Annotated in this window: 17 protein-coding genes; 12 read left to right on the forward strand and 5 right to left on the reverse strand. The window is 63.1% G+C overall.

Translation table 11 applies throughout. The features are described 5' to 3' along the window. Positions 1-10: 10 nt before the first annotated feature. Positions 11-718, reverse strand: coding sequence for a metal-dependent hydrolase (locus LHFGNBLO_RS24075; protein WP_258601806.1), 708 nt, complete (start codon positions 716-718; stop codon positions 11-13). Positions 719-899: 181 nt separating this feature from the next. Between LHFGNBLO_RS24075 and ruvX the strand changes: the two genes are divergently transcribed. Further along, positions 900-1,406, forward strand: a complete 507-nt coding sequence (gene ruvX / locus LHFGNBLO_RS24080) for a Holliday junction resolvase RuvX (protein WP_258601807.1) — start codon at positions 900-902, stop codon at positions 1,404-1,406. Here ruvX and LHFGNBLO_RS24085 read toward each other — a convergent pair. The 3 genes from LHFGNBLO_RS24085 to LHFGNBLO_RS24095 all read right to left on the reverse strand — a co-directional run bounded on the left by LHFGNBLO_RS24085 (position 1,324) and on the right by LHFGNBLO_RS24095 (position 3,976). Continuing rightward, positions 1,324-1,665: a DUF6105 family protein gene (locus LHFGNBLO_RS24085; protein ID WP_258601808.1), complete on the reverse strand. Its 342-nt coding sequence runs from the start codon at positions 1,663-1,665 to the stop codon at positions 1,324-1,326. The two genes, ruvX and LHFGNBLO_RS24085, sit on opposite strands and share 83 nt — an antisense overlap. Continuing rightward, positions 1,665-2,219, reverse strand: coding sequence for a hypothetical protein (locus LHFGNBLO_RS24090; protein WP_258601809.1), 555 nt, complete (start codon positions 2,217-2,219; stop codon positions 1,665-1,667). The genes LHFGNBLO_RS24085 and LHFGNBLO_RS24090 overlap by 1 nt, the downstream gene beginning before the upstream one ends. Before the next feature lie 128 nt (positions 2,220-2,347). After that, complete coding sequence (locus LHFGNBLO_RS24095) at positions 2,348-3,976, reverse strand: DNA alkylation response protein (protein ID WP_258601810.1); 1,629 nt, start codon at positions 3,974-3,976, stop codon at positions 2,348-2,350. Positions 3,977-4,135: 159 nt separating this feature from the next. Here LHFGNBLO_RS24095 and LHFGNBLO_RS24100 point away from each other — a divergent pair, with 159 nt between their 5' ends. The 10 genes from LHFGNBLO_RS24100 (at position 4,136) to LHFGNBLO_RS24145 (ending at position 14,592) form a co-directional block, all read left to right on the forward strand. After that, entirely contained in the window at positions 4,136-5,101 is a 966-nt protein-coding gene (locus tag LHFGNBLO_RS24100) for an aspartate carbamoyltransferase catalytic subunit (RefSeq protein ID WP_258601811.1), read from the forward strand. Continuing rightward, positions 5,098-6,384: a dihydroorotase gene (locus LHFGNBLO_RS24105; RefSeq protein ID WP_258601812.1), complete on the forward strand. Its 1,287-nt coding sequence runs from the start codon at positions 5,098-5,100 to the stop codon at positions 6,382-6,384. The genes LHFGNBLO_RS24100 and LHFGNBLO_RS24105 overlap by 4 nt, the downstream gene beginning before the upstream one ends. Before the next feature lie 57 nt (positions 6,385-6,441). Next, on the forward strand, positions 6,442-7,029 hold the full coding sequence (gene plsY / locus LHFGNBLO_RS24110) for a glycerol-3-phosphate 1-O-acyltransferase PlsY (RefSeq protein ID WP_258601813.1): 588 nt from the start codon (positions 6,442-6,444) through the stop codon (positions 7,027-7,029). Further along, on the forward strand, positions 7,026-8,162 hold the full coding sequence (gene dprA / locus LHFGNBLO_RS24115; RefSeq protein WP_258601814.1) for a DNA-processing protein DprA: 1,137 nt from the start codon (positions 7,026-7,028) through the stop codon (positions 8,160-8,162). The genes plsY and dprA overlap by 4 nt, the downstream gene beginning before the upstream one ends. Before the next feature lie 600 nt (positions 8,163-8,762). Further along, positions 8,763-9,647, forward strand: coding sequence for a dihydrodipicolinate synthase family protein (locus tag LHFGNBLO_RS24120; protein WP_258601815.1), 885 nt, complete (start codon positions 8,763-8,765; stop codon positions 9,645-9,647). A gap of 23 nt (positions 9,648-9,670) precedes the next feature. Next, positions 9,671-10,330, forward strand: coding sequence for a GntR family transcriptional regulator (locus LHFGNBLO_RS24125; protein ID WP_258601816.1), 660 nt, complete (start codon positions 9,671-9,673; stop codon positions 10,328-10,330). A gap of 63 nt (positions 10,331-10,393) precedes the next feature. Next, a complete protein-coding gene (locus tag LHFGNBLO_RS24130) occupies positions 10,394-11,731 on the forward strand; it encodes an ABC transporter substrate-binding protein (RefSeq protein ID WP_258601817.1) in 1,338 nt (445 codons plus the stop codon). Continuing rightward, positions 11,731-12,669, forward strand: coding sequence for a carbohydrate ABC transporter permease (locus tag LHFGNBLO_RS24135; protein WP_258601818.1), 939 nt, complete (start codon positions 11,731-11,733; stop codon positions 12,667-12,669). The genes LHFGNBLO_RS24130 and LHFGNBLO_RS24135 overlap by 1 nt, the downstream gene beginning before the upstream one ends. After that, a complete protein-coding gene (locus tag LHFGNBLO_RS24140) occupies positions 12,670-13,491 on the forward strand; it encodes a carbohydrate ABC transporter permease (protein ID WP_258601819.1) in 822 nt (273 codons plus the stop codon). Between the two features lie 39 nt (positions 13,492-13,530). Beyond that, positions 13,531-14,592 (forward strand): ABC transporter ATP-binding protein, encoded by a 1,062-nt coding sequence (locus LHFGNBLO_RS24145; RefSeq protein ID WP_258601820.1) that lies wholly within the window; start codon positions 13,531-13,533, stop codon positions 14,590-14,592. A 73-nt stretch (positions 14,593-14,665) separates the two neighbouring features. Here the strand turns inward: LHFGNBLO_RS24145 and LHFGNBLO_RS24150 are convergent, their stop codons facing one another. After that, a complete protein-coding gene (locus LHFGNBLO_RS24150; protein WP_258601821.1) occupies positions 14,666-14,917 on the reverse strand; it encodes a DUF1127 domain-containing protein in 252 nt (83 codons plus the stop codon). A 228-nt stretch (positions 14,918-15,145) separates the two neighbouring features. Here LHFGNBLO_RS24150 and LHFGNBLO_RS24155 point away from each other — a divergent pair, with 228 nt between their 5' ends. After that, positions 15,146-16,663 (forward strand): winged helix-turn-helix domain-containing tetratricopeptide repeat protein, encoded by a 1,518-nt coding sequence (locus tag LHFGNBLO_RS24155; protein WP_258601822.1) that lies wholly within the window; start codon positions 15,146-15,148, stop codon positions 16,661-16,663. Positions 16,664-16,680: the final 17 nt, after the last annotated feature.

The following is a 16,680-nucleotide window of genomic DNA, read 5'->3' on the forward strand; positions in this document are numbered from 1 at the left end:
TTCCATTTCTCTACAGTGTGATGGTCTGCCCTATTTTCGGCGACGCGACCTCGACACCCGATCCATCCAATCCCGCCTCGAACTTTTCGGCAGTCTGGTCGATGATCGGAAACGTGCCGAAGTGACAAGGAACGACCGTATCGAAGCGGAAAAAGCGGCGACAGGCAAGGGCTGCCACGGCACCCCCCATGGTGAAGCGGTCGCCGATCGGCACGATGCCGATTTTCGGCTCGTGCAGTTCGTTGATCAGCGCCATGTCGGAGAAGATGTCGGTGTCGCCCATATGGTAGAGCGTCTTTTCCTCAGGAAAATGCAGGACCAGCCCGCCCGGATTCCCGAGATAGGTGTTCTGGCCATTGTCACCCGGGAACGATGACGAGTGCAGCGCCTGGACGAACGTAGTGGTGAAGGCGCCGCAATCGACAGTGCCGCCGATATTGCCGGGATTGATCTTCTTGTCGCTGACGCCCTTGCCGACCAGGTACATGCAGATCTCGAAATTGGCGACCAGCATGGCACCACTCTTGTTCAAAACTTCCACCGCGCCGCTGACATGATCGCTGTGGCCATGGGTCAACAGGACGTGCGTGACCCCTTCGGCAGGCCCCTCCCAACCCCCCGTCCATGACGGATTGCCGATCAGATAGGGGTCGATGAGGATGGTCGCCCCTGCGGTTTCGATGCGGAAGGCCGAATGTCCGTACCATGTCAATTTCATCAATGCGTTCCTCGATTTTTGCTTCGCCCGGGGATAGAACGCCGGCACGCTAGCGCATGCCCTCGAAAACCGGAATCGGTTTTCGCCTGGGGCCATGTGCAAATTAAAGTGTTTGCAGATTTAAGTGTTACAGCGTCGTTTGCGCGTCAAAAAGGGCACGCTGTAAGCCGAGGGAACGCCATTGGCCATCATCACCATCGAGGAATTGCCGGCACGGCTTGGCGGCGGCAAGACGCTGGCCGGGCTCGATCTCGGCGACAAGACGATCGGCGTCGCGGTTTCCGACCGGGGCTTTTCCTTCGCCCATCCGCGGCCGGTCATCATGCGCAAGAAATTCTCGCTGGACGCAGCGGCGCTGCTTGCGTTGCTGCAGAAGGACAATGTCGGCGCGGTGGTGCTCGGCCTGCCCGTCAACATGGATGGGTCGGAGGGCCCCCGCGCCCAGAAATCCCGCGCCTTCATCCGCAACATGGCTGGCATGACCGACCTGCCCTTCGTGCTCTGGGACGAGAGGCTGTCGACGGTCGCGGCCGAGCGGACGCTGATCGAGATGGATTTCTCGCGCAAGAAGCGCGCCGGCAAGATCGATTCTGCGGCAGCCGCCTTTATTCTGCAGGGAGTCTTGGACCGTCTTCAGTCGCTCGCTGCAGGCGCTCGGGCGGAACCTGATCCATCCACCGCTTCCTGATCCAGGCGGCAATCTTGCGGCGGCGGCGGAACGCCCACAGCGCCATCAACAGGAACCCGTCGAAGACGCAGGCTCTTGCCACCATGCCCGGAATGATTGCCGGATCGATGCCCAGCATCTGGCCGTAGAGCTGGAACACGAGGTCGTGCAACTGGCGGCTCAACATTACATAGCCGAAATTGATGTCGTTGAGCGACAGGTAGAACCAGCCCCAGAACAGAGCCATGGGAGCCGCCCACAGTGCGAACAGAGTGCGCATCAGTGGCCATCCCCCAAATCCGGTCGACCGGAAATGCGAGAGAGCAACGAACCGTGCGCTGCTCCTTTTGCCATGGTATGGGCAGCGGCGCGGATTTCACTGTCGGCAGCAACCGCCGTGGCAAATACCGACCGCCGCTCGGCAAGCATGGCGACATAGGACGCCAGAAGTGCCGCCAGTTGCACGGCGACAACCATGAACAGCCCGTTGATGCCTTGCGCGGCGCCGCCGATCACGATCAGCGACAACACGCCGGACGCGGAAATGAAGGCGATCCGCACGACACTGTCGGCGGCGTCCGGACTGGTCGCGACGTTAACCAAGGTCTCGACAAAGGCCCAACAGAACAACACCGCCACGACCAGCAGCGCCATGGCGAGCGGTGCCACGACGACGGCGTTTTCGAGATCGACGAAATGGGTATCCTGGACGGCAACGCCCAGCACGCCAAGTGCTGCCGCAACACCGCGGTTTCCGTCGATACAGATGAACGCCAGCAGGGCGAAAACGACTGCCCAGTGCAAGGCCAGAAAAGAGGTCAGAATGTGCCGCATGGCGTTCCTGCTTTGATAGGAAAGACAGTGGGCTTTGCCGCCTGCCGCTGCAACGGAAACCATTTGTTAAGGTTAACAGCTATCCACAGAGCGCATTAAATTGGCGCGAAAACCCCTCGCGCAGCGAGCTAGTTGATCGGCGGATAGAGCGTGTCGATGATCATGCGCGCGTCGTGGCGCGAATCGAGCATGCCGTAGGTGTTGCGCCACTGGCCGGCGAGGCGTGTCTCGACGAATGCATCGGCGATCCGCCCTGCCCCCAGCCGGCGCAATTCCGCTGCAGCAGCCGACAAGGCTAGTTGCTCGGTGAGCAGACGAGCGGACCCCTCGTCGGTTGCCGCGACCTGCATCGCCGCCTTGAGCACGCTGATGGTGCCGCGTCCGCCGGCCCCAAGATCGCGGTCGATGCCGGCCAGCACGTCCTCGAACAAGCCCGGCGCGCGGCCAAGCACGCGCAGCACATCGAGCGCCATGACATTGCCCGACCCTTCCCAGATCGCGTTGACCGGGGCCTCACGGTAGTAGCGGGCGAGCGGCGCTTCCTCGACATAGCCATTGCCGCCGAGGCATTCCATCGCCTCATAGAGCAGCGGCGGCGCGATCTTGCAGACCCAGTATTTGACGACTGGCGTCATGGCGCGGGCAAACGCCGCCTCGCCGCGGTCGCTGGCCGCCTCGTCGAAGGAACGCGCCAGCCGGAACGACAGCGCGGTGGCGGCGGCGACATCGAGCGCCATGTCGGCCAGCACGCGCTGCATCAGTGGCTGCTCGATCAGCGTTGCACCGAACACCTGGCGATGACGGGTGTGGTGGACAGCCTCGGCCAGGCCGGCACGCATGATCGCCGACGAGGCGACGGCGCAGTCGAGCCGGGTCAGCGTCACCATATCCATGATCGTCTTCACGCCAGCTCCTGGCTCGCCGACCATCTCGCCGATGGCGTTGACGAACTCCACTTCCGACGACGCGTTAGAGCGGTTGCCGAGCTTGTCCTTCAGCCGCTGGAAGCGGAAGCCGTTGCCGGATCCGTCACCGAGAATGCGCGGGACCAGAAAGCACGAGAGCCCTTCCGGCGCTTGGCCGAGCACCAGGAACGCGTCCGACATCGGCGCCGACATGAACCATTTGTGGCCGGTCAGGCGATAAAATCCGCTGCCGGCGCGCTCGGCCCGAGTGACATTGGCGCGCACATCGGTGCCGCCCTGCTTCTCGGTCATGCCCATGCCGAGCGTCAACCCGGTCTTTTCGACCGGCGGCTTCTGGCTTTGGTCATATTTGCGCGTCGTCACCCTGGGCGCCCATTCGCGAAAGAGCTTTGGGCTTGCCATCAGCGCAGCGAGCGAAGCGCTGGTCATGGTGATCGGGCACAGATGCCCGGTCTCGAGTTCGGCGGTGAGATAGAAGCGCGCGGCGCGCACCTGATGGCGGCGGCCAACCTCGGCATCGCCATTTTCCCAGATCGACGAATGCAGCCCGTTGGCCACCGAGCGGCGCATCAGCGCGTGATAGGCTGGATGGAACTCGACCTGGTCGACGCGGCGGCCCTGGCGGTCATGGCTCCTGAGCTTCGGCGTCTCGACATTGGCGAGGCGGGCCAGTTCCTGCGCCTCATGCGTCAACACGAAACGGCCGAGGCTGTCGAGATCCTTGCGCACCGGATCGGAAAAGCGCTCGGCGAGTTGGATCAGCAATGGATCGCCCCGCCAGGCGTTGCCGCCTGCCAGCGGCGGCGGCTGGTTGGTCACGTCATCGGTCACGCACCTGTCCTTATCATCAGCAGGCTACGAATCCGAAGCCATCGGCTAGATATAGCCCAAGCAATGCGACGCGCGCGACGAAAATACCGGGGAGAAATGCAGCAATCCAATGTCGACGCTTGCGGGCAAAAGGTCTGCGCCCTATAGCAGCGCCTTGAGATGACTGACGCTTCGTCCCTGCCGCTCTATCCCCACCGCCATCTTCTGGGCATCCGCGATCTTTCCCCCGCAGACATCGAGCTGTTGCTCGACCGGGCGGATCGGGCCGTTGCGATCTCGCGGCAGTCCGAGAAGAAGACCTCGACACTGCGCGGCCGCACCCAGATCAATCTCTTCTACGAGGCCTCGACCCGCACGCAATCGTCGTTCGAACTGGCCGGCAAACGGCTCGGCGCCGACGTCATGAACATGTCTGTGGCAAGCTCTTCGGTGAAGAAGGGCGAGACGCTGATCGACACGGCGATGACGCTGAACGCCATGCGCCCCGACATCCTGATCATCCGCCACCAGTCGGCAGGTGCAGCGGCACTGCTCGCCCAGAAAGTGGGCTGCTCGGTGGTCAATGCCGGTGATGGCGCCCATGAGCACCCGACACAGGCGCTGCTAGACGCTCTGACCATTCGCCGCGCCAAGGGTCCGCTGTCGAAGCTGATCGTGGCGATCTGCGGCGACATCCTGCATTCGCGTGTCGCGCGCTCCAACATCATGCTGCTCAACGCACTCGGCGCCCAGGTACGCGTCGTCGCACCTTCGACATTGCTGCCGACCGGCATCGAGAAAATGGGGGTGATCGTCACCCGCTCGATGGCCGAGGGCCTCAAGGGCGCCGATGTGGTGATGATGCTGCGCCTGCAGCGCGAACGTATGGAGGGCGCCTTCGTGCCTTCTGTGCGCGAATATTTCCGTTATTTCGGCCTCGATGCCGAGAAGCTGAAAGCGGCCAAGGACGGCGCGCTGGTGATGCATCCCGGGCCGATGAACCGCGGCGTCGAGATCGCCTCGGAGATCGCCGATGGTCCGCAGAGCGTCATCCAGGAACAGGTCGAGATGGGCGTCGCCGTGCGCATGGCGGTCATGGAAGCACTGCTCGACCCCCGCCGCAACGATGAGGGCCGCGGCGCATGAGCACGACGGTCTTCAATCGCGCCAGGATCGTCGACCCGTCGCGCGGCATCGATGAAGTCGGCACGGTCATTGTCGAGGGCCGCAGGATCGTTGCCGCCGGCAAGGCGGCCTTGAACCAGGGCGCCCCCGAGGGTGCAACCGTCATCGACTGCGCCGGCAAGGCTGTTATCCCCGGCCTGATCGACGCACGTGTCTTCATTGGCGAGCCGGGCGGCGAACATCGCGAGACGATTGCCTCGGCCAGCGTTGCGGCGGCAGCCGGTGGCGTCACCTCCATCGTCATGATGCCAGACACCGACCCGGTGATCGACAATGTCGCGCTGGTCGAATTCGTGCTGCGCACCGCCAAGGATACGGCCGTCGTCAACATTTTTCCCGCCGCGGCGATCACCAAGGGCCTTGCTGGCCGCGAGATGACAGAGTTCGGCCTGCTGCGCGAGGCCGGCGCGGTCGCTTTCACCGACGGACGGCACACGATTGCCAGCGCTCTGGTGATGCGCCGCGCGCTGACCTATGCGCGCGATTTCGGTGGCGTGATCGCGCACGAGATCCAGGATGCCGACCTCGCCTCGTCAGGGGTGATGAACGAAGGCCTCTATGCCACCTGGCTCGGTCTTGCCGGCATTCCGCGCGAGGCCGAATCCATCCCGCTGGAACGCGATCTGGCGCTGGCGCGACTGACTGGCGGCGCCTACCACGCGGCCAAGATCTCGACGGTGATGGCGGCCGAGGCGCTAACGCGGGCGAAAACCGATGGCGCCAATGTCACATCAGGCGTATCGATCCACAATCTGTCGCTGAACGAGAACGATGTCGGCGAATACCGCACCTTCTTCCGGCTGACGCCGCCACTGCGCGCCGAAGAAGACCGGCTGGCGATGATCGAGGCGGTCAAGGACGGCACGATCGACATCATCGTCTCCTCGCACGACCCGCAGGATGTCGACACCAAGCGCCTGCCCTTCGCCGACGCGGCGGCCGGCGCCATCGGGCTGGAAACGCTGCTGGGCGCAGCGCTACGGCTCTATCACAATGACGACCTGACACTGCTCAGGCTGATCGAGACGCTGTCGACCGCACCGGCAAGGCTGTTCGGCCTGCCCGGCGGAACGCTGAAGCCGGGTGCGGTAGCCGATCTCGCGCTTGTCGATCTGGACGAGCCATGGATCGTCAGCGAAAGCGGCATTCGTTCACGCTCGAAAAACACCTGTTTCGAAGGCGCGCGGCTGCAGGGCAAGGTCTTGCAAACACTGGTTGCGGGCCGCACAGTGTTTTCAACCTAGGCTGGCTCCGGCGCGCTATGCGTCGATCTGTCGGCCGAGGAAATGCGAGGGGAAACAATGGCTTATGGCCTCGTCTTGGCGTTGGTGTTCGGCTATCTGCTTGGATCGATTCCGTTCGGGCTGTTGATCACGCGGGCCGCCGGGCTCGGCGACGTGCGCAAGATCGGCTCCGGCAACATCGGCGCCACCAACGTGCTGCGCACCGGCAACAAGGGTCTGGCCGCAGCGACGCTGCTGCTTGACGCCCTGAAAGGTACGGCGGCTGTGCTGATTGCCGGCTATTTTGCGCCGGAGTTTGGGCTTTGGGCCGGCCTCGGCGCTTTTCTCGGCCATCTCTTCCCGGTGTGGCTCGGTTTCAAGGGCGGCAAGGGCGTGGCCACCTATCTCGGAGTGCTGATCGGCCTTTCGTGGCAAGTGGCGCTGATCTTCGGCCTTGTCTGGCTGGCGATTGCTTTCCTGTTCCGCTACTCTTCGCTCGCAGCGCTGACGGCTGCGGTCGTCGTGCCGATCGCGCTCTACTTTCTGAGTACGCCTGAGATTGCCGGCCTGTTCGCGGTGATGAGCCTGATCGTCATCATAAAACACCGGGCCAACATCACGCGGCTGCTTGCCGGCAGTGAGGGCAAGATCGGAGCCAAGGGGTGAGCAAGCCTGCCGCTGGGTCACGCCTCAGCGACCGGCAGCGGCTGAGCTGGCTTCGCCTGATCCGCACCCAGAATGTCGGCCCGGCCTCCTTTCGCGACCTGATCAACCGCTTCGGTTCGGCCGAGGCGGCGCTGGAGATCCTGCCCGAGCTACTGATTTCAGGCGGCGCCAAACGGATCGTCCGCGTTCCCTCCATTGCTGAGGCCGAGGCAGAACTGGAAGCCGCCGGGCGAGCTGGCGCCCGCTTCGTCGGCATCGGCGAGGTCGACTATCCTGCGCTGTTGAAAAACATGGACCATCCGCCGCCGCTGCTGGCGGTCAAGGGCGAAGGCGCGGTGTTCCGTCTGCCGGCGATTGCCATTGTCGGCGCCCGCAATGCCTCGCTGGCCGGCATCAAGATGGCGCGGATGCTTGCGGCGGATCTCGGCCGCGATGGCTACGGCATCGTCTCCGGCTTGGCGCGCGGCATCGACACGGCAGCGCATCGGGGCAGCCTGTCGACCGGAACGATCGGCGTGCTGGCCGGCGGTCTTGATCTCCCCTACCCGCCCGAAAATATTGGACTGTGCAACGAGATCGCAGAGCATGGCGGCGCCATCGTCTCGGAAATGCCGTTCGGCTGGCAGCCGCGAGCGCAGGATTTTCCACGCCGCAACCGCCTTGTTGCCGGCATGGCGCTTGGGCTGGTGGTGGTCGAAGCGGCGCAGCGCTCGGGCTCGCTGATCAGCGCCAGGCTTGCCGGCGAGATGGGTCGGCTGGTCTTTGCCGTCCCCGGCTCGCCGCTCGATCCACGCTGCGCCGGCACCAATGGCCTGCTCAAGGACGGCGCCACCCTTGTCACCGAGGGATCAGATGTTTCCGGCGCCATCGCACCGCTGGCCGGCGCGCGGGTGCCAAGGACAGCGCCGCTGGAAGAGCCGCCGGACTTTTCAGCAACCCCACCTCCCGGCGAGGACGAGCGCGCCGGTGTCCTCGATGTGCTCGGTCCGACGCCCGTGGCGGTGGACGAGATCATCAGGCATACCGGCCTGCATCCCGCCCAGGTTTCCATGGTGCTGCTGGAACTCGACCTTGCCGGCCGGCTGGAACGTCACGCCGGGGGGAATGTCTCGCTGGTTTTCGGAGGTTCTTGAAACTTCGAGCTTGCCACAATCCAGCAGAAACCCGGCAAATTTCTTCGGTCCAGGATGCGGTTGCGCGTGATCGCTCGACACCAAAACGGCCCGGGAGCCAAGGGTTGGGGTCTCGACTACCGGGCCTGACCGGTAGTGGCCACTGCCGGCTGACATTACATGCGCCAAAACTAATATTCGGTGCAAGGCATCCGCTATGCCCTGTCGGGTTTCCTCACAGATATCTCTCGCCCTGCCCACAAAGGCGCACACGACGGTTTGAGAAGGAGGAAGTTGGCCGGCGCCACAGGGGGGCGGGTGGGGGTAATGCCTAATAGGCGCCGGCCGGGCGGAAAACGTCCGCCAAGGAACAAGCTAGCAGAGGCCAGGGAATTGGGTATGGCGCGATCACGGAAGGCTGGGCGCCGCACACCATGGAGACTGCTGGGCGCCAGCTGGCAAGACAGCTCCGCCGCGGTCGAAACATGACCGAGTCGTTGGGCTGTGGCGTGATTGCGGAAGGCTGGCAGCCTGCGCTTCCAAAAATCTCATCAACCGTATTTACTACTAACATGTTAGTGTGATACCACTGCTCACCAACTTCTTCTCGGAGACCTCCCGGTGACATTACGCTTTGGCCTTTCGGCCGCCCTCGCCACGCCTTTCGATGCCTCCGGGCAGATCGCCATTTCCCCCATGGTCGCCCAGGCCAGGAGTTGCCTGGCCGAGGGCTGCGGCAGCGTGACGCTTTTCGGGACCACCGGGGAAGGCGCGTCGGTGGGTGCGGTGGAACGGCGGTCGGTGACTGACTCTATGCTGGCTGCCGGCATTCTGCCGCATCAACTCGTTGCCGGCGTGCTGGTCGACGCTGCCGAAGACGCCGCCGAACAGGCACGACATGCCTTGCAACGCGGCGCCCGCAACATTCTCCTCGCTCCTCCGAGCTACTTCAAGAATGTCGGCGATGACGGTCTTTTCGGCTGGTTTTCGGCCGTGTTTGCCGCGCTTGGCCCCCTCGCCCGTGACGTGCTCCTCTACAACATCCCCTCGGTCACCATGGTGCAGCTGTCGCTCAGCCTCATTGGCCGCCTGCGCACCGCTTTTCCTGACGTGGTCGCCGGGGTCAAGGATTCCGGCGGGAACTGGAGCTACAGTGAGGCGCTGCTTGGCGCCCATGGCGATCTGGTGATCCTGATCGGCGACGAACGGCATCTGGCGCGCGCGGTGCGAATTGGTGCGCAAGGCGCAATCTCCGGCATGGCCAATTTCGCCACCGGCGAAATCCGCGCCATGGCCGAAGACGGCCGCGATGATGCCCGCGTCGAGAGTTTCGTGCTCGAATTGCTCAAATTTCCGGTCATACCGGCGGTGAAGGTCATGGTGGCACGCAAGACCGGCGACGAGCGCTGGCTGGCGGTTCGTCCGCCCCTGGAGCCGATCGCTTCCCAGGGACAACAGCAGCTTGTGGCTGCCTATGACAGGCTGTTCGCGACGGAGCCGGCCTGACCGGCAAAAGGAAGCGCGCTGAAATGGACGATAGCAGCGAACCGGCGACCCTAAGGGAAAAAGCTTATGCCAGCTTCACGCGGCATTTGCTGGCCCGCGACCTGCGGCCGGGCCAGTTCGTGTCGCAACGCGAACTGGTCGCCTTTACCGGGCTGACGCTCGGCGCCATCCGCGAAATCGTGCCGCGTCTCGAGGCCGAAGGACTTTTGACGACGATTCCGCAGCGTGGCATGCAGATCGCTCATATCGACATCAGCCTGATCCGCGAGGCCTTCCAGTTCCGTTTGTTCATGGAGCGCGAAGCAGTGGCCTTGTTCACCACCACCGCATCCGATGCCGAACTCGCCCGCCTGCGACGCGAACATGAAGACATGCTGGCCCGGGCGCTGGCGCAGACCCCGACGACGGAAGTGGAAGCCGAGGCCCAGAATATCGACTGGGCCATGCACGACAGCTTCATAGACGCGCTTGGCAACGAGATCATCGCCAAGGCCTATCTGGTCAATTCGGTAAAGATACGCCTGATCCACCAGGAGCGTTTCCGCATCGACGGGCGCGTCGTGCCGGTCATGCGCGAGCACCTGACAGTGATCGAAGCGCTCGAGAGCCGCGATCCGCAGAAGGCGGTCGAGGCGATCAGCCTGCATATCGACAATGCGCGCCGGCTGGCGCTCCAGATCTAAGGAAGCATGAGCCGCGCTGCGGTCCGTGGCGCAATTTATAACGACAACAACCGGGAGGAAGAAATGTCGTCCAATCTGTTCAACCCCACCAGGAGGCAACTCCTTCAGGGAACCGCCGCACTTGCCGCCGCTGGCCTTGCGGGCATTCGTCCGAGCTTTGCCGCCGGCGTCGACTGGAAGCGCTTTGCCGGCACCACGATCGACGTCAATCTGGTGAAAAGCCCGCGCAGCGACACCATCATAAAATATCTCGCCGAGTTCGAGGAACTGACCGGGATCAAGGTCAATGCCGAGGCGACGCCGGAACAGCAGCAGCGCCAGAAGACGGTGATCGAGCTGAGCTCCGGCAAGCCGAGCTTCGACGTCGTGCATCTGAGCTACCACGTGCAGAAGCGGCAATTCGAAAAGGGCGGCTGGCTGGCCGACATCGCCGGCTATCTTGCCGACCCCACCCTCACCGATCCCGGGCTGGTCGAAAGCGACTTCGCCGATGCCGGCATGCTGTTCGCCAAGGATGGCCAGGGCGTGTTGCGCTCGCTGCCGTTCTCGGTCGACTACTGGATCGTCTACTGGAACAAGGAATTGTTCGAGGCCAAGGGCCTCAAATATCCCGAGACCTTCGAGCAGCTGGTGGCCGCCGCCGAAGCGCTGACCGACCCATCGACCAACACCTACGGCTTCGTTGCCCGCGGCCTCAAGAATGCCAACACACCGGTGTGGACGTCGCTCATGCTCGGCTACGACATGACGCCGCTCGACGATAAGGGCAAGCTGCGTACGACGTCGCCCGAGGCGATCGAGGCCGCCAGCCTCTACCAACGGCTGATGACCAAGTCCGCGCCTCCGGGCGTCACCGGCTTCAACTGGGCCGAAGCACAATCCGCCTTCCTGCAAGGCAAGATCGGCATGTGGTTCGATGGCGTGGGCTTTGCCCCGCCGATGGAAAATCCGGAAAAGTCGCGGGTGGTCGGCAAGGTCGGCTATGGCGTCATGCCCAAGGGCCCCAAGGCGCACGCCGCGGGCACCTTTGGCGACGGCCTCGGCGTGACGGCCACCAGCGAAAAGAAGGAGGCCGCCTATCTGTTCTGCCAGTGGGCGATCTCGCCTTCCATGGGCGCGCGCCTGCTGCAGGCAGGCGCCGGCGTGCCGTTCCGCAAATCGGTGCTTGAAGATCCCAAGGTGCGCGAAGGCGTCACCATGCCGGCGAGTTGGCTCGACGCCGTGGTCGGCTCCGGCAATGTCAGCCGGCTGTCGCTGCCGGTCATCATCCCGGTCACCGAGTTCCGCGACATCTATGGCGTGGCGCTGACCAACCTGATCGCAGGCGCCGATCCGGCAGAGGAACTGAAGAAGGCCACCGAGCAATTCCAGCCGGTCCTCGACAGGAGCGAGCAAGGCTGATGACCGCCACCACCCCAGAACGCGCCGGGGTGACGACGCAAGCCATCGAAGGGAGCCAGACCGTCCGGCTGGCTCCCAACTACTGGCCTTTCGTCGTTCCGGCGCTCGTCGTCGTCAGCGCCGTGATCGTCTTTCCCTGGGCTTTCACGCTGTGGATGAGCGTCAACCGCTGGACGCTCGGCCAGGAGCGAAGCTTTGCCGGGATGGAAAACTATCTGCGGCTGGCGGTCGACCAACGCTTCTGGGAATCGCTTGTCCATACGTTGAGTTATACCTTTCTCTCGGTTGCCGCGCCGATGTTCCTCGGCACCGTCGCGGCCCTGATTTTCGACGCCAAATTTCCGCTGCGCGGCCTGCTGCGTGGCGTCTTCGTGATGCCGATGATGGCAACGCCGGTCGCCGTGGCGCTGGTCTGGACCATGATGTTCCACCCCCAGCTCGGCGTGCTCAACTACCTGCTGTCGCTGGTCGGCATCCCGCCGCAGGAATGGATCTTCAACGCCAACATGGTCATCCCTTCACTGGTTGCAGTCGAGACCTGGCAGTGGACGCCGCTGGTGATGCTGATCGTGCTGGGCGGCCTGGCGTCCGTACCGCGCGAGCCCTTCGAGAGCGCCGAGATAGATGGCGCCAACGCCTGGCAGCAATTCCGCTACCTGACCTTGCCGATGATCGCGCCGTTCCTGATGATCGCGATGATCATCCGCACCATCGATGCGCTGAAGAGTTTTGATATCATCTACGCGATGACCCAGGGCGGACCGGGCACGGCCTCGGAAACCATCAACATCTACCTCTACAACACCGCCTTCTCCTACTATGACATCGGCTACGGCTCGGCCATGGCCGTGGTGTTCTTCATCGTCATCGTCGCTCTGTCCTTCATCCTCCTGATGCTGCGTCAGCGCTCCCAATGGATCGGCGTGGAGGGCAAATAGATGAGTTCACGGCTGCTCAACCAGATCGGGCTGTTCTTCGCGGCTCTGGTCTTCGTCTCGCCGGCGATCCTGTTCTTCCTCTGGATGATCTCGCTGTCGCTGAAATTCGAGATCGACAATGGCGCCTATCCGCCGATCCTGATCCCCGAACATCTCGCCTGGTCGAACTATGCAAAGGTGTTCGAGGAGAACAATTTCCTGCTCTATTTCTGGAATTCCGTTCTGGTGACGGGCACCGCAACGCTGCTGGCGCTGCTGATCGGCGTGCCGGCCGGCTATGGCATCGCACGGCTCAAGGCCGAACGGTCGGCGGTGGTCATCATGATCGCCCGCATGACGCCGGGGCTTTCCTACCTCATCCCGCTGTTCCTGCTGTTCCAATGGGTCGGCATTCTCGGCACGCTGTGGCCGCAGATCATCATCCATCTGGTGGTGACGGTGCCGATCGTGGTCTGGGTGATGATCGGCTACTTCGAGACCACGCCGATGGAACTGGAAGAGGCGGCCAATATTGACGGCGCCAGCTCCTGGCAGGTGTTCCGGCTGGTCGCCGTGCCCATCGCCAAGCCGGGCATCGTCGTCGCCTTCATCCTGTCCGTCATCTTCTCATGGAACAATTTCGTCTTCGGCATAGTGCTCGCCAGCCGCGAGACGCGGACGCTGCCGGTCGCCGTCTACAACATGCTTTCCTACGAGCAGGTGAGCTGGGGGCCGCTCGCTGCAGCAGCACTTGTGGTGACACTGCCGGTGCTGGTGCTGACCATGTTCGCGCAAAGGCAGATTGTCGCCGGGCTGACCGCCGGCGCCGTCAAGGGCGGCTGAGCGCGTGGCCGGACATCACTCTATTTTCGGAGAAATCCAATGGCATCGGTAACAATCAATAACGTCCAGAAGGCTTTCGGAGCCACCAAGATCATTCACGATGTCAGCGTCGATATCGCCGATGGCGAGTTCGTCATCCTGGTTGGGCCGTCGGGGTGCGGAAAGTCGACGCTGCTGCGCATGATTGCCGGGCTTGAAACCATCTCGGGCGGCAAGATCACCATTGGCGAGCGCATCGTCAACAATCTGCGGGCACGGGACCGGAACATCGCCATGGTGTTCCAGAACTATGCGCTCTATCCGCATATGACGGTAGCAGACAATATGGGCTTTGCCCTGAAGATCAAGAAAGCCGATCCGGCCGACACCGCTGGTCGCGTCGGCAGGGCCGCCGGCATCCTTGGCCTGGACAAGCTGCTTGACCGCTACCCACGCCAGCTTTCCGGTGGGCAGCGTCAGCGCGTCGCCATGGGCAGGGCGATCGTGCGCGACCCGCAGGTCTTCCTGTTCGACGAGCCGCTCTCCAACCTCGACGCCAAGTTGCGCGTCCAGATGCGTGGCGAGATCAAGGCGCTGCACCAGCGGCTGGGCACCACCACCATCTATGTCACGCATGACCAGATCGAGGCCATGACCATGGCCGACAAGATCGTCGTGCTGCATGACGGCCTGGTCGAGCAGATCGGCGCGCCGCTCGACCTCTATGACACTCCGGCCAATCTCTTCGTTGCCGGCTTCATCGGCTCGCCGGCGATGAACTTTGTTCGCGGCCACATCGAGGAAGGCGTGTTCCGCAGCAACGGTGGACTGACCCTGCCGCTGCCGGAAGGCATCCACCCCGCGCACGCCACAGGGGGCGAACTCATCTACGGCATCCGCCCCGAACATATCCGTGCGACGAGCACCCAGGGTATCGCCGGCACAATCGTGCTTCTGGAAGCCACGGGTTCGGAAATCTTCGCCAGGGTGGACTGCGCCGGCGAAGAAATCTCCTGCCTTTTCCGCGAGCGGCTTGCGCTGAAGCAAGGCGCGCAGATGCGGATCGAGATCGATCGCGCCTGTGCTCATCTTTTCGACGTCAAGACCGGGCGGCGATTGTAGGGCCATTGCGCGCTGCAACCACGGCCCCCTGCTGCTCACGCGCCGCGATCCAGTGTCATTTGCAGCATCCGCCTTATGCTTGCCAGAAGCGCTTGATGATCTCTGCCTCGACCTGCCGTCTGGTCAGACCGATATCGTCGATCAAATGGGGATTGTCCTTCGACATTTGCCTGAGTTGCCAGCGAAAGCGTATCCGCTCGCGCCAGGTTCCCTCGCGCCAGGTCGCGATAATGCTTCGCAGGGTGGCCAGGTGCCGACGCGACGCCGGCCCTACGGTTTCCGGCCGCGCTGCCCGATGCGGGGCCGACGCAAGAGTATTGGTCATGGCAACCTCCATGTGGTTTGAGGGCAAGAGGCCCTCGACCTGAAAGAGGTTGAACTCTGCAGGATATGAACGGCGTCGTAATTAAGCCCTCCCAAATAGTTCTCAAAACTTCCAAACGGGCTATGGCAGTTCACCGGTTCACAGAATCGGCAGACTGCTCTAACTCTTTGTTTTGATGCAATTCCGGACGGAAAACCGTTTCACACTTTTCCTGGAATTGCTCTATAGATGCGCCGTATGCAGGGATCGCGCTTTGCCTTTGGTCCGTTCGTTCTTGATCCCGGTGCGGGAACGCTCCTGCGGAACGATGTCCCCGTTGCCGTTGGCTACCGCGGGCTGAAGCTGCTTGCGGCGCTCGTCGGACGGCCCGGCGAAATCCTGGCCAAGGCTGAGTTGATGGACGCGGCGTGGCCGGGCACGGCCGTCGAGGAAGGCAACCTGACCGTCCAGATCGCGCAGCTGCGCAAGCTGCTTGGCCCGCCCGCCGACGGCGGTGAATGGATATCAACGGTTCCGCGAGTCGGCTACCGCTTCACGGGGGCCATCGAAGAGCTCGGCGCCGCGAAGCGAAAACCCTTGCCGCTGCCCGACAAACCATCGATAGCCGTGCTGCCCTTCGTCAATCTCAGCAACGATCCCGAACAGGAATCCTTCGCGGATGGGTTGACCGAAGACCTGATCACCGACCTGTCGAGGATCTCCGGCCTGTTCGTCATCGCACGCAACTCGGCCTTTGCTTACAAAGGAAAGGCGACGGACGTGCGCGAAATCGCACAGGATCTTGGGGTGCGCTACTTGTTGGAGGGTAGCGCACGACGCGCCGCGGGGCGCGTGCGCATCAACGCACAGCTGGTCGATGCGGTGAGTGGCGATCATCTATGGGCGGAACGGTACGATCGCAGCCTGGAAGACATATTTGCCGTTCAGGACGAGGTGACGGCCAAGATCGTCGAGGCGTTGCTCGGCCGGCTGCGCGCACCGCCGCCACGCAACCGGCCCAAAAATCTCGAGGCTTACGATCTCTGCGTGCGGGCTCGGAAGCTGATCGACGATTCGCCGCAGATGGCGCAGGAAGCGCATCTGATGCTGACGCGCGCGGTTTCGCTCGATCCTGATTACGCCGAGCCCTATCGCTGGCTTGCCATGAACCACTGGATGGGATGGGTGCATTGGGGCGGACCAACTGAAGCGGACCGCAGGGTTGCCCTTGACCTGGCGCGCAAAGCCGTGGCGATCGATCCCAATGACGCCGGCTGTCGCTGGATTCTGGCCTACCTGCTTGCGTATGAGCGCAGCTTCGCCGAGGCGGATGCGGAATTCGCCAAGGCGATTGAGCTCGACCCGAACGAGGCCGACACCTGGGCGGCATTGTCCGACATCGCGGTCTTGGCCGGGCGGGTCGAGGAGGGTCTCGAGCATATTCGCAAGGCGTTCCGGCTGAACCCGTTTCCGGCAAGTTGGTACTATCTGACACTCGGCCAGGCGCAATATGCGGCGCGCGAATACGAAGCCGCCGTCGAGACACTGCGCAGGGACGAGACCTATCGTACAAGCTCACGCCGTTTCCTGGCGGCAAGCCTTGCCCAATTGGGCCGCCTCGACGAGGCGCGCGCGGAGGCCGAATTGTTCCTCGTCGGCAACCCGCATTTCACAACCCGCCATTGGGCGACGACCGAGCCATTCCGCGACGCCGCGACGCTAGAGCATTTCGTTGCCGGCTTTCGCAAGGCCGGTCTTCCGGAGTGATTGAAGGCGCTGTCCTC

It is taken from the genome of Mesorhizobium sp. AR10 (genome assembly GCF_024746795.1).
Taxonomy (GTDB): Bacteria; Pseudomonadota; Alphaproteobacteria; order Rhizobiales; family Rhizobiaceae; genus Mesorhizobium.